This is a genomic window from Streptomyces sp. bgisy027, from assembly GCF_057710365.1.
The window spans coordinates 59,605-71,924 of the sequence record NZ_JBYIVZ010000009.1; the positions used below are offsets into that span (position 1 = coordinate 59,605).

A 12,320-nucleotide genomic window follows, 5' to 3' on the forward strand; every position below is an offset into this window, starting at 1 on the left:
CGCCTGGGGCTGCGGCGCCGCGCCGGGGTCCCGCCCTACTCGAAGGCCAGGGCCGGGAACTTGGCCGTCTCGCTCAGTTCGGCCCAGACCGTCTTGCCGCGCCGGGCGTGGCGGGTGCCCCACTGCCCGGCGAGCTGGGCGACCAGCAGCAGACCGCGCCCGCCCTCGTCGAAGACGCGCGCCCGGCGCAGATGCGGGGTGGTGCTGCCGGCGTCGGAGACCTCGCACAGCAGGGAGCGGTCATGGATCAGGCGCAGCCGGACCGGGGGTCTGCCGTAGCGGATGGCGTTGGTGACCAGCTCGCTGACCACCAGCTCCGCGACGAAGGCGAGTTCCTCCAGGCCCCAGTCCGTCAGCTTCCGGGACACGTCCGAACGGGCGCCGGCGACGACCGCCGGGTCCGCCTCCAACTCCCAGGTGGCGACCCGGTCCGCGCCGAGCGCCCGGGTGCGTGCGAGCAGCAGGGCGACGTCGTCGTCCGGCCGGGACGGCAGCAGAGCCTCCAGCACGGCGTCGCAGGTCGCCTCCAGGGAGGGGGCGGGCCGGGCGAGGACCTGCCGCAGCGTGGCGAGACCGGCGTCGATGTCGGAGGTGCGGGGGGCGGTGGGGGCCGGGTCGTCGGGCACCGTGGCGGGAGCGGGGTCCTCGGTCGCCGTGGCGGGAGCGGGGTCCTCGGTCGCCGTGGCGGTGGCGGAGGAGCCGTCCCCGATGGCGCTCTCGGGAGCGGAGGCCCCGGTCGTCCTAGCGGGCGTTCGCGCCTCGATCAAGCCGTCGGTGCACAGCGCGATCAGGCTGCCCTCGGGCAGGTCGACCTCCACCGTCTCGAACGGCAGGCCGCCCCGGCCGAGCGGCGGGCCGGGAGGCAGTTCCAGGACGTCCGCCGTGCCGTTCCGGACCACCACGGCCGGCGGCACATGCCCCGCGCGGGCCAGGGTGCAGCAGCACGCGACGGGGTCGTAGACGGCGTAGAGGCAGGTGGCGCCGTTGTCTCGGCCGACCCCGGCCTCGGGATCGGTGTCGGGGTCCGAGGACGCCTCGTTGGCCAGCCGCAGGACGACGTCGTCCAGGTGGGTGAGGAGTTCGTCGGGCGGCAGATCGATGTCGGCCAGGGTGCGTACGGCGGTCCGCAGCCGGCCCATGGTGGCGGCGGCGCGGATGCCGTACCCGACCACGTCGCCCACGACGAGGGCGACCCGCGCGCCGGACAGCGGGATGACGTCGTACCAGTCGCCGCCCACTCCGGACTCGGAGCCGGCCGGCAGATAGCGGTAGGCGACGTCCACTGCCGACTGCCGCGGGGCCTCCCGGGGCAGCAGGCTGCGCTGGAGGGTGAGCGCGGTGGCGCGGGCGTGGGTGTAGTGGCGGGCGTTGTCGACGGCGACGGCCGCCCGTACGGCGATCTCCTGGGCGAGGAGCAGATCCTCGTCGTCGTAGGGCGCGGCGGTGCCGTAGCGGTGGAACTCGGCGACGCCCAGCGTGGTGCCGCGGGCGCGCAGCGGCACGACCAGGGTGGAGTGGGCTCGTGGGACGCCGGACCTCCTGCCGTGCTGGTGCCGGCTGGGCCGCCCGCTGCTCAGGGCCTGCGCGCACGGCGATCCCTCCGGGCAGACGTGCAGCTCCTGCGGCTGGATCGGCGGTTGCGGACCGCCCCCGTCCGCGTCCGGGCCCTGGGCCATGCGGCGCAGTGTCAGCGCGCTCTCCCCCGCCACGTCCCGCCCGCGCAGCACGGTGTCGAGCAGGTCGACGGTCACCAGGTCGGCGAACTGCTCGGTGGCGAAGTCCGCCAGTTCCTGGGTGGTACGGGCGATGTCCAGGGTGGTGCCGATGCACATGCTCGCCTCGTTCACCATCGCCGACCGCCACCGCAGCCGCCGGTCCCGTTCCGCCTGGAACGCGCGGACGCCCTGCTCGGAGACCCGGTCCACGTACTTCGTCGAAACGACGTTGAGCTGCCGCGCCGCCGCGCTGACCTGATCGGCGTCCTGGCTGAGCCGGGGAAGTTCCGCGAACAGCCGGTCGAGGACGGTCTCCTCCGCCAGCCGGAAGGCGCGCAGCATCGCGCTGAGAGGCGTGCCGTGCCGGGCGAGCACCCGCGCGCGCTCCACGTCGGCGGACGGCAGTTCGATCAGGTCCGGCTCGATGGCGCGCTCCAGCCCGGCCAGGGCGGCGACCACGTGCTCGACGACGTTCTCGGCCGCCGTCCGGGCAACGTCCGGGTCCTCCCACAGCGCGGGCAGTTCGAGCCGCAGGCGCTGTTCCACCTCGGCGGTGAGCTCGTCGGTTCGCAGGCCGAGCTCGTGCGCCGCGCGCGAGATGAGACCGGCGGCCGTGGGCTCCACACAGACGACGTTACGCCGCTCTCGCGGAAGCCTCAGACCGTACGGCCGTGGCGGCCCACCTGGGCTTCCTGGTGCTCCTCGTCTTCCTGGCCGCCCCGGCCGCCCCGGCCGCCCGTGCTGTCCCTGCCGCGCTCGCGGTGCTCGCCGTACCGGTCCCGTGGGCGCCGGTCGCGGTCAGCGCGCGCCGCGCAGGACCCGCGAGAGCCCGAGTGCCGCGGTCCGTACCGCGGGTGCCAGCTGGGCCGGACTGAAGCGGGAGCATGGCACCGCCACCGAGAGGGCGGCCACCGCGGTGCCGCCCTCGAAGACGGGGGCCGCGATGCAGCTCACGCCGAGTGCGGCCTCCTGCTCCTCGTAGGCGAGGCCGGAGACCCGGGTCTTCTCCAGGGCCGTGCGCAGCCGGTCCGGGTCGGTGATCGAGTGGGGCGTCAGGCTCGGCAGCGGGCCGGCGAGCACCTCCTCGGTCAGCTCCGCGCCGGAGAACGCCAGCAGGGCCTTGCCCACGCCGGTGCAGGTCAGCGGCAGGCTGCCGCCGATGCGGGAGGGCAGCTGGAGTGCCTCGTGGCCATGGATGCGCTCCAGGTACACCACCTCCATGCCGTCGCGGATCCCGAGGTGCACGGTCTCGCGGGTGGCCTCGAAGAGGTCCTGGAGGAACGGCAGGGCGGCCTCGCGCAGATCGAGCCGGTGCGGGACCAGCGAGCCCAGCTCGAACAGCTTGGCCCCGAGCCGGTACCGGGTGCCCGAGCGCTCCAGCCAGCCCAGCCGGACCAGGTCCGCCGCCAGCCGGTGCACGGTGGGCTTGGGCAGGCCGGTGCGCACGGAGAGTTCCGACAGACGGTACTGACCGCCGCTCGGACTGAAGCAGTCCAGGATGTCGGCGGCCTTCTCCAGCATGTTGCCGCTCGTTTTGTTCCGTGTCACGGAACAGAGTTTGGCTCCTTCGGGGACGGCCTGTCTATATCGGGGGCAACCCGCCACCGGGCCGCCGCTGCCGTCAGCGCCGGCCCCCTTCCTGGAGGCACCCATGCCAACCCCACCCACCGTGGTCAGAGCCGCCGACATGCTGGCGGAGGCCGCCCGCACCGGCGCCCCGTGCCCTCCGGTACGTGAGCTGTTCGAGGGCGGCGGCGATCTGGAGGCCGGGTACGCCGTGCAGCAGCTGGGCGTGCGCCGTGGACTGGACGCCGGCCGCCGGATCGTGGGCCGGAAGATCGGCCTGACCTCCGTGGCCGTACAGCGCCAGCTCGGCGTGGACCGGCCCGACTTCGGGGCGCTGTTCGCGGACATGGCGGTGCCGGACGGCGGTGAGGTGGCCCTCCGGCGGCTGCTCCAGCCCAAGGTGGAGGCCGAGGTGGCGCTGGTCCTCGGCCGGGATCTGCCGCACCGCGCGTGCACGGTCGTCGACGTGCTGCGGGCCGTGGACTTCGCGCTGCCCGCGCTGGAGATCGTCGACAGCCGGGTGCGGGGCTGGGACATCTCCCTGGTCGACACCGTCGCGGACAACGCCTCCTGCGGCCTGTACGTCCTGGGCGCGACCCCCGTACCGCTGACCGCCGTCGACCTGCGGACCGTGACGATGGCCATGACCCGCGGCGGCGGGACCGTCTCCGAGGGCACGGGCGCCGACTGTCTCGGCGGCCCGCTCAACGCGGCGGTGTGGCTGGCCTCCGCGCTCGCCGAGCGAGGCGATCCGTTGCGCGCGGGCGACCTGGTGCTGACGGGCGCGCTCGGCGCGATGGTGCCCGCCGCGCCGGGGGATGTGTTCGAGGCACATATCTCGGGGCTGGGCTCCGTGCGGGTCGGCTTCGCCGAGGAGGGAGGCGAACGGTGAGCACCAAGGTCGCCGTCATAGGTTCCGGCAACATAGGCACCGACCTCATGATCAAGATCCTGCGGCTTTCGGAGTCGCTGGAGATCGCCGCGATGGCCGGCATCGACCCCGCCTCCGACGGGCTCGCCCGCGCCCGCCGGCTGAAGGTCGCCACGACCCACGAGGGCGTCGAAGGGCTCGTCGCGCTGGACGAGTTCGCCGACGTGGAGATCGTCTTCGACGCGACCTCGGCCGGCGCCCACCGCCGTCACGACGAGGTGCTGCGCCCGCTCGGCCGCACCCTGGTCGACCTCACCCCGGCCGGCCTCGGCCCGTACGTCGTCCCGCCGGTCAACGGCGACGCCCATCTCGACGCCCCGAACGTCAACATGGTCACCTGCGGCGGCCAGGCCACCATCCCGGTCGTCGCGGCGGTGAACGCCGTGACCCCGGTCCACTACGGCGAGATCGTCGCGTCCATCGCCTCCCGTTCCGCCGGGCCCGGCACCCGCGCCAACATCGACGAGTTCACCGGGACCACCTCCGCCGCCGTCGAACAGGTCGGCGGCGCGGCGCGCGGCAAGGCGATCATCGTCCTGAACCCGGCCGAGCCCCCGCTGATCATGCGGGACACCGTGCACTGCCTGGTCTCCGACTGCGCCACCGAGGCGGTCTCCGCGTCGGTCGAGGCGATGGCCGGGCGGGTGCAGGAATACGTCCCCGGCTACCGGCTCAAGCAGAAGGTGCAGTTCGAGCGGGTGGCCTGCGACGACCCGTTGCGCACCCTCGCGCCCGGCGCCGGCGAGGCCCTGAAGGTCTCCGTCCTCCTGGAGGTCGAGGGCGCCGCGCACTACCTGCCGGCGTACGCCGGGAACCTCGACATCATGACCTCGGCCGCGCTGCGCACCGCGGAACGCATGGCCGCCCGCGCCTCGGAGGTGGCGTCCCGATGACCCGTCTGTACGTCCAGGACGTGACCCTGCGGGACGGCATGCACGCCGTCCGGCACCGGTACACCGTCGACCAGGCCCGCGGCATCGCCACCGCCTTGGACGCCGCCGGGGTCGCCGCGATCGAGATCTCCCACGGTGACGGCCTGGCCGGCTCCAGCATCAACTACGGCGTCGGCGCCCACACCGACTGGGAGTGGATCGAGGCCGTGGTGGACGCCACACGGCACGCGGTGCCCACCACCCTGCTGCTGCCCGGCATCGGCACCCTGCACGACCTGCGCCAGGCGCACACCCTGGGCATCCGCTCGGTACGCGTCGCCACACACTGCACCGAGGCCGACATAGCCGCCCAGCACATAGCGGCGGCGCGCGAGATGGGCATGGACGTCGCCGGGTTCCTGATGATGTCCCACATGGCCGAACCCGCGGAACTGGCCCGTCAGGCCAAGCTGATGGAGTCGTACGGCGCGCATTGCGTCTACGTCACCGACTCCGGCGGCCGCCTCACCATGGACGGCGTCCGCGACCGCTTCCGCGCCTACCGCGACGTCCTCGACCCGGCGACCGGGCTGGGCATCCACGCCCACCACAATCTCGCCCTGGGGGTGGCCAACACGGTCGTCGCCGTGGAGAGCGGCGCGGTACGGGTGGACGCCTCGCTGGCCGGGCAGGGCGCGGGCGCCGGCAACTGTCCCCTGGAAGCGTTCATAGCGGTCGCCGACCTCATGGGTTGGGACCACATGTGTGATCTGTTCCCCCTGATGGACGCGGCCGACGATCTCGTACGGCCCTTGCAGGACCGCGAGGTGAGGGTGGACCGCGAGACCCTCAGCCTCGGCTACGCGGGTGTGTACTCCAGCTTCCTGCGGCACGCCGAGTCGGCCGCCGCGCGTCATGGCCTCGACACCCGCGGCATCCTCGTCGAGGCGGGACGCCGGCGGATGGTGGGCGGGCAGGAGGACATGATCACGGACATTGCGCTGGACCTGGCCGCACGTGGGCGGGCCGCGTCCTGACCCGCACGCGCCGCCGCCGCGCCCTTCCGGTCGGGAAGGCGCGGCGCGCGGTGTCGGCATCGATGTCGGCGTCGAACGCCCTCACGCCTTCTTCAGCGTGACGCTCTTCTTCAGCGCCGCGTGGAAGTGCGGCAGCGGCAGGCCGCCCAGGCCCTCCATGGGGCGCAGTTCCACGATGGTGGCCTCGACGTCCGCCTTGCCGTCCTTGAGGGTGGACCGGACGGGCCTGCTCTTGTTCTTCCAGCGGTGCACCTTGCCGTCGCACTCGGCGACGGTGCCGCCGATGGCGTACCGGTCGGTGGAGGCCTTCTGGCCGATGGAGGAGCTCACGAACGTCGGTCCCTTGCTGTCGGCACAGCGGTAGGTGCCGGAGACGGTGACATCGCCGTCCGCGGCCAGCCGGGCCGGGGCGTCGACGGTCACGGACTCGGTCACGGCCTTCTCCGCCTCGGTGGTCGTGTCGGAGTCGGCGGGGGCGGAGGGCGCGGCGACCAGCAGGAGCAGCGCGGCTCCGACGGCGGTGGCGAGTGCGGGGCGCAGGGGCATGGAATGACCTCCCGAGTGAGTGGAGTGGGGGCTTCCACTCGTACCCGGCGGGTGCGCCCGGGGACGTGATCGTCACCCCTTCGGTGGCGAGTCCGCCCCGACCTTCGTGGATCGGTCAGAGAGTTGTCCGTGTGTTGTCACGGTTCACGGCGGGCCGTTCCGATGAGTTCGCGGCCGGAGCATGGTCTACCCATATGGACGACCCACACGGCTCGTCCGCCCTATGTGGAGGTGCGCCATGTGTTCACACCAGCCTTCGTGCCCTTCCTCCTCCGACGCCCGCAGCGCCCATGTGGTGGCGGCACACCCCGAGCAGGGCTGGAGTCTGCTGTGCACCGGCGCCATCGTGTTCGACGACAGCGGTGAGCTGCTGCCCGACGGCCGCGTGGTCGCCCCGCACCGGGTGCCGGCCGACCGCCTCGCGATGGCGGCGTGAGCCCGAGACCGAGCGGTACGGGGGAGCCTGACGGCACGACAGCCGAGCCCTGCGGCGGCCCGGCAGGATCCGCCGGCCCCACGGCAGCGCCCTACGGCAGTACGGCGAAGCCGTCGAGTTCCACCATCGCCTCTTCGTCCCACAGGCGCACGGCCCCGACGACCGCCATGGCCGGATAGTTCCGGCCCGCCAACCGGTGCCAGACACGGCCGAGTGCGGCGGCGTGGGCACGGTACGCCGCCACGTCGGTGGCGTAGACGGTGACCCGGGCGAGGTCGGCCGGTGTCCCGCCGGCCGCCGCCAGCGCGGCCAGCAGATTGCTGAGCGCCCGCTCGAACTGCTCCGGCAGCGTCTCCCCCACCACCTTGCCGTCGGAGTCGAGCGCGGTCTGCCCGGCCAGGAAGACGACCCGGGAGCCGGTGGCGACGACCGCGTGGGAGAAGCCGGTGGGCGGGGACAGCTCCGGCGGGTCGATGCGCTCGCTGCTCACTGGCCGGCCTCCGTTCTCGCGTACAACTCCTTGGCGATGATGCCTCGTTGCACCTCGCTGGCGCCCTCGTAGATGCGCGGGGCGCGCACCTCGCGGTAGAGGTGTTCCAGCAGGTGGCCGCGGTGCAGGGCGCGGGCTCCGTGCAGCTGGACCGCCGAGTCGACGACGTACTGCGCGGTCTCCGTCGCGAGCAGCTTCGCCATCGCCGCGCGCTCCGGCACGTCGGGGGCCTTCTCGTCGTACGCCGTCGCCGCCGCGTACACCATGAGGCGGGCCGCCTCCGTGCGCAGGGCCATCTCGGCGATCTGGTGCGCGACGGTCTGGAGGTCTCTCAACTTGCCGCCGAAAGCGTCGCGTTCGGCCGTGTGCGCGAGGGTGGCGTCCAGGGCGGCCTGTGCCATGCCGACCGCGAAGGCTCCGACGCTGGGCCGGAAGAGGTTGAGAGTGCCCATCGCGACCCGGAATCCGCGGTCGGGCTCCCCGAGCACGTCGTCGGCGGTGACGGGGACGGCGTCGAAGGCGAGGCTGCCGATGGGGTGCGGGGAGAGCATGTCGAGGCCGGTTCCGGTGAGGCCGGGGCGGTCGGCGGGGACCAGGAAGGCGGTGACGCCGCGGGCCCCGGCGCCCGGGGTGGTGCGGGCGAAGACGGTGTAGAAGTCGGCCTCGGGGGCGTTGGAGATCCAGCACTTCTCGCCGGTGAGCCGCCAGCGGGCGGGGCCGTCGGGCTCGGCGGCCGACGGCTCTCCCTCGCCCGCCGCGCGCAGTTCCAGCGCCGCCGCGTCCGATCCCGCCCCCGGCTCGCTCAACGCGAAGGCCGCGACCGCGCTCCCCTCGGCCACCCGCGGCAGCCAGCGCTCCCGCTGGGCACGGGTGCCGTGCGCGTGGACGGGATGCGCGCCCAGTCCCTGGAGGGCGAGGGCGGTCTCGGCCTCCGTGCAGGCGTGGGCGAGGGACTCGCGCATGAGGCACAGGTCGAACGCTCCGGAGGTGAAGAGCCGCTCCAGCAGCCCGAGCCGCCCGAGTTCGGCGACCAGGGGGCGGTTGACGTGCCCCGGCTCGCCCTTGTCCGCGAGGGGGCGCAGTCGTTCGGCGGCCAGGTCGCGCAGTTCGGCACACCAGGCGGTCTGTGACGGATCGAGTGAGAATGCGGGCATTGCCGACCTCCCTGGGAGTCGTCCGCGACGACCCACTCGACGGACCTTCTCGACGTACGTCTTGGCGGATCCCCTCGACGATATCGCGCCCCATTGACTGTCGTCACCAACACGATACGCTCCCTGTGCGAGCCCACCTCGACGCCCAATACGCACGACGCCCGTACGGCAGCCCACAAGGCAAGGGGGCGAACCCGCCATGGCCGGTCTGCACCGATCCGCCCACGTCGACACCTTCGCCCGCGAGCACCTGCCACCGCCCGACCAGTGGCCCGAGCTCCGTTTCGACCTGCCGGGGCTGGGCTACCCCGAACGGCTCAACGCCGCGGCCGAGCTGCTCGCCGGGCCCGAGGACGACCGGCCCGTGTTCCACACCCCGGCCGGCGACACATGGACGTACGGCACACTGCGGGCCCGGGTGGACCGGCTCGCCCATGTGCTCACCGATGACCTCGGCGTCGTTCCGGGCAACCGGGTGCTGCTGCGCGGCCCGACCACACCGTGGCTGGCCGCCTGCTGGCTGGCGGTGCTGAAGGCGGGCGCGGTCGCCGTCACCGTGCTGGCCCAGCAGCGCCCGCACGAGCTGCGGACCATGTGCGAGATCGCCCGGGTGCGGCACGCCCTGTGCGACATCCGCGCCGTGGACGACCTCGCCAAGGCCGAGATACCCGAGCTGCGCATCACGACGTACGGCGGCGACGCCCCCGACGACCTGCTGCGCCGCCCGGCCCCCGACACGCCGTACCCGGCCGTCGACACCGCCTGCGACGACGTCGCGCTCATCGCCTTCACCTCCGGGACCACCGGACGGCCCAAGGGCTGTATGCACTTCCACCGGGATCTGCTCGCGATAGCCGACACCTTCTCGGAACATGTGCTGCAACCACATGTGGGCGATGTCTTCGCCGGCAGTCCTCCGCTCGGCTTCACCTTCGGGCTCGGTGGGCTCGTCGTCTTCCCGATGCGGGCCGGCGCCAGCGCCCTGCTCCTCGAACAGGCCGGCCCCAGGCAGCTGTTGCCCGCGATCGCCGAGCACCGGGTGTCGGTGCTGTTCACGGCCCCGACGGCATACCGCGCGATGCTCGACGAGCTCGACTCGAACGATATCTCCTCCCTGCGCCGCTGTGTCTCGGCGGGCGAGAACCTGCCCGCCGCCACCTGGCAGGCCTGGCACGAGCGGACCGGGCTGCGCATCATCAACGGCATCGGCGCGACCGAGCTGCTGCACATCTTCATCTCCGCCGCCGACGAGCACATCAGGCCCGGGACGACGGGCGTACCGGTCCCCGGCTGGCACGCGCGCGTGGTCGACGACGAGGGGCAGGACCTGCCCGACGGGGAGCCGGGCCTGCTGGCCGTGCGCGGCCCGGTCGGCTGCCGCTACCTCGCCGACCCGCGGCAACGCGAGTACGTGCGCCACGGCTGGAACGTCACCGGCGACACCTACGTCCGGGAGGGTGACGGCTACTTCCGCTATGTCGCCCGAGCGGACGACATGATCATCTCGGCCGGCTACAACATCGCGGGCCCGGAGGTCGAGGAGGCCCTGCTGCGCCACCCGGACGTCCTGGAGACGGCGGTGGTGGGCAGGCCCGACGAGGCGCGCGGCCAGGTCGTCGTGGCATACGCGGTGCTCAGGGAGGGTGCGCGACGCGACGCCGAGGCCCTGCGCGCGTTCGTCAAGGCGGAGTTGGCGCCGTACAAGTCCCCGCGCGAGATCGTCTTCCTGGACGCGCTGCCGCGCACCGCGACCGGAAAGCTCCAGCGGTTCCGGCTGCGCGACGGCGGTGGCCCACAGGGTGACCGGCACTGATCCGTACGACCTAAGATGATCAACGTGTCCGACCCACATGCACCACGGTCTCTGATTGTCACGCTCTACGGCGCCTACGGCCGCCACATGCCCGGCCCCGTGCCGGTCGCGGAGCTGATCAGACTGCTGGCCGCGGTCGGCGTGGACGCCCCGTCCGTCCGCTCGTCGGTGTCCCGGCTGAAGCGGCGCGGGCTGCTGCTGCCGGCCCGTACGGCGCAGGGCGCGGCCGGGTACGAACTGTCGCCGGACGCCCGTCAGTTGCTCGACGACGGCGACCGCCGTATCTACGCCGCGACGCCGCCCGACGACGAGGGCTGGGTGCTCGCGGTGTTCTCGGTCCCGGAGTCGGAGCGGCAGAAGCGGCACGTGCTGCGCTCCCGGCTGGCCGGCCTCGGCTTCGGCACGGCGGCGCCCGGTGTGTGGATCGCGCCGGCGCGGCTGCACGAGGAGGCCCGGCACACCCTTCAGCGGCTGCGCCTGGACGACTACGTCGACTTCTTCCGCGGCGAGCACCTCGGCTTCACGCCGACCGCCGAGGCCGTGGCCCGCTGGTGGGACCTGGCCGCGATCGCCAAGGAGCACGACGCGTTCCTCGACCGGCACGAGCCCGTGCTGCACGACTGGGAGCGGCGGGAGGACACCCCGCCCGAGGAGGCGTACCGCGACTATCTCCTCGCCCTGGACTCCTGGCGCCACCTCCCCTACACCGACCCCGGGCTGCCCGCCCGGCTGCTGCCCGAGGACTGGCCGGGCGCGCGCTCGGCCGCCGTCTTCCGGGGACTGCACGAGCGTCTGCGCGACGCGGGGGCGACGTACGCCGGTCTGTGACCCCGGGCACACCATGGGGCACTGACCGAACCCTCAGGTTCCTCTGCGGCTCCTCTCACGTTTCTCACCTGGCGTCCATCGGGTCGTCCGCAGGTAAGAGATGCGGGCTGTTGCGCATGACCACCACGCCAAGAACCCGGGGAGCCACGGTCTGGCCGACGGGGCTGCCGAGCGCGGGCAAGACCACGATCGCCCGGCTGCTCCCGTACGAGCCGCCGTCGGATCCCTCGCTCGTCCTGCCCACACAGCACCAGTCGCCGCAGGAGTCGGCGGACGCGGTGTATAGCGTGCCGGCGGAGCGGGGGCTGGTGTGACGGGGGCCGTGCTTTCGCACCTGGACGCGCTGGAGTCCTAGGCGGTGCACATCTTCCGCGAGGTGGCGGGTGAGTTCGAGCGGCCGGTGATCCTGTGCTCCGGCGGCAAGGATTCCCTCGTGATGCTGCATCTGGCGCTGAAGGTGTTCACGCCGGCGCCGGTGCCGTTCGCGCTGCTGCACGTCGACACCGGGCACAACTTCCCCGAGGTCATCGACTATCGCGACCGTGTGGTGGCCGCACATGGGCTCCGGCTCCATGTGGCCTCCGTACAGGACTACATCGACCGGGGTGTGCTGCGAGAACGTCCCGACGGCACCCGCAACGCTCCAGACCCTGCCGCTGACGGAGAAGATCCAGAGCGGAAGGCTCGACGCGGTCTTCGGCGGCGGACGCCGGGACGAGGAGAAGGCGCGGGCGAAGGAGCGGGTGTTCAGTCTCCGGGACGAGTTCTCGCGGTGGGACCCGCGCCGGCAGCGGCCCGAGCTGTGGAACCTGTACAACGGCCGGCACGCGCCCGGTGAGCACGTCCGGGTGTTCCCGCTGTCCAACTGGGCCGAGCTGGACGTGTGGCAGTGCATGGCGCGCGAGCACAGGGCATGGTCGAGCTGTGATCGC

The 12,320-nt window shown here is 73.0% G+C and carries 12 protein-coding genes and 1 pseudogene; 8 read left to right on the forward strand and 5 right to left on the reverse strand.

Annotation, left to right across the window (positions count from 1 at the left end):
- Positions 1-35: 35 nt before the first annotated feature.
- Both AC3ETA_RS11770 and AC3ETA_RS11775 read right to left on the reverse strand, forming a co-directional pair.
- The gene (locus tag AC3ETA_RS11770; RefSeq protein WP_432192786.1) at positions 36-2,339 is read right to left on the reverse strand and encodes an ATP-binding SpoIIE family protein phosphatase; all 2,304 of its coding nucleotides are present in this window, start codon (positions 2,337-2,339) and stop codon (positions 36-38) included.
- A 174-nt stretch (positions 2,340-2,513) separates the two neighbouring features.
- Positions 2,514-3,236, reverse strand: a complete 723-nt coding sequence (locus AC3ETA_RS11775; RefSeq protein WP_432192926.1) for an IclR family transcriptional regulator — start codon at positions 3,234-3,236, stop codon at positions 2,514-2,516.
- Positions 3,237-3,366: 130 nt separating this feature from the next.
- Between AC3ETA_RS11775 and AC3ETA_RS11780 the strand changes: the two genes are divergently transcribed.
- Genes AC3ETA_RS11780 through dmpG form a run of 3 tightly spaced genes read left to right on the forward strand, consistent with a single transcriptional unit; the run spans position 3,367 to position 6,121 of the window.
- Complete coding sequence (locus AC3ETA_RS11780) at positions 3,367-4,173, forward strand: 2-keto-4-pentenoate hydratase (protein WP_432192787.1); 807 nt, start codon at positions 3,367-3,369, stop codon at positions 4,171-4,173.
- The gene (locus AC3ETA_RS11785; RefSeq protein WP_432192788.1) at positions 4,170-5,105 is read left to right on the forward strand and encodes an acetaldehyde dehydrogenase (acetylating); all 936 of its coding nucleotides are present in this window, start codon (positions 4,170-4,172) and stop codon (positions 5,103-5,105) included. The genes AC3ETA_RS11780 and AC3ETA_RS11785 overlap by 4 nt, the downstream gene beginning before the upstream one ends.
- Positions 5,102-6,121 carry a 4-hydroxy-2-oxovalerate aldolase gene (gene dmpG, locus AC3ETA_RS11790; RefSeq protein WP_432192789.1) on the forward strand — a complete coding sequence of 340 codons (1,020 nt, stop codon included), beginning with the start codon at positions 5,102-5,104 and terminating at the stop codon, positions 6,119-6,121. Before AC3ETA_RS11785 ends, dmpG begins: the two co-directional genes overlap by 4 nt.
- 81 nt (positions 6,122-6,202) lie before the next feature.
- On the opposite strand, the gene AC3ETA_RS11795 is transcribed toward dmpG, so the two are convergent.
- On the reverse strand, positions 6,203-6,667 hold the full coding sequence (locus AC3ETA_RS11795) for a DUF6299 family protein (RefSeq protein ID WP_432192790.1): 465 nt from the start codon (positions 6,665-6,667) through the stop codon (positions 6,203-6,205).
- Between the two features lie 238 nt (positions 6,668-6,905).
- Between AC3ETA_RS11795 and AC3ETA_RS11800 the strand changes: the two genes are divergently transcribed.
- Entirely contained in the window at positions 6,906-7,103 is a 198-nt protein-coding gene (locus tag AC3ETA_RS11800) for a DUF5999 family protein (RefSeq protein ID WP_432192791.1), read from the forward strand.
- A gap of 91 nt (positions 7,104-7,194) precedes the next feature.
- Here AC3ETA_RS11800 and AC3ETA_RS11805 read toward each other — a convergent pair whose 3' ends face one another.
- Together AC3ETA_RS11805 and AC3ETA_RS11810 are read right to left on the reverse strand one after the other, a co-directional pair.
- Positions 7,195-7,593: a RidA family protein gene (locus AC3ETA_RS11805; protein ID WP_432192792.1), complete on the reverse strand. Its 399-nt coding sequence runs from the start codon at positions 7,591-7,593 to the stop codon at positions 7,195-7,197.
- Positions 7,590-8,747, reverse strand: a complete 1,158-nt coding sequence (locus AC3ETA_RS11810) for an acyl-CoA dehydrogenase family protein (RefSeq protein WP_432192793.1) — start codon at positions 8,745-8,747, stop codon at positions 7,590-7,592. The genes AC3ETA_RS11805 and AC3ETA_RS11810 overlap by 4 nt, the downstream gene beginning before the upstream one ends.
- A 199-nt stretch (positions 8,748-8,946) precedes the next feature.
- Here AC3ETA_RS11810 and AC3ETA_RS11815 point away from each other — a divergent pair, with 199 nt between their 5' ends.
- From AC3ETA_RS11815 to cysD, 4 genes and pseudogenes are all read left to right on the forward strand, one after another.
- Complete coding sequence (locus AC3ETA_RS11815) at positions 8,947-10,560, forward strand: AMP-binding protein (protein ID WP_432192794.1); 1,614 nt, start codon at positions 8,947-8,949, stop codon at positions 10,558-10,560.
- Positions 10,561-10,575: 15 nt separating this feature from the next.
- On the forward strand, positions 10,576-11,388 hold the full coding sequence (locus AC3ETA_RS11820; protein ID WP_432192795.1) for a PaaX family transcriptional regulator: 813 nt from the start codon (positions 10,576-10,578) through the stop codon (positions 11,386-11,388).
- A gap of 116 nt (positions 11,389-11,504) precedes the next feature.
- The gene (locus tag AC3ETA_RS11825; RefSeq protein WP_432192796.1) at positions 11,505-11,702 is read left to right on the forward strand and encodes a hypothetical protein; all 198 of its coding nucleotides are present in this window, start codon (positions 11,505-11,507) and stop codon (positions 11,700-11,702) included.
- A 44-nt stretch (positions 11,703-11,746) separates the two neighbouring features.
- Positions 11,747-12,293 (forward strand): annotated as a pseudogene (gene cysD / locus AC3ETA_RS11830) (sulfate adenylyltransferase subunit CysD); the annotation flags it as partial.
- Between the last annotated feature and the right edge of the window lie 27 nt (positions 12,294-12,320).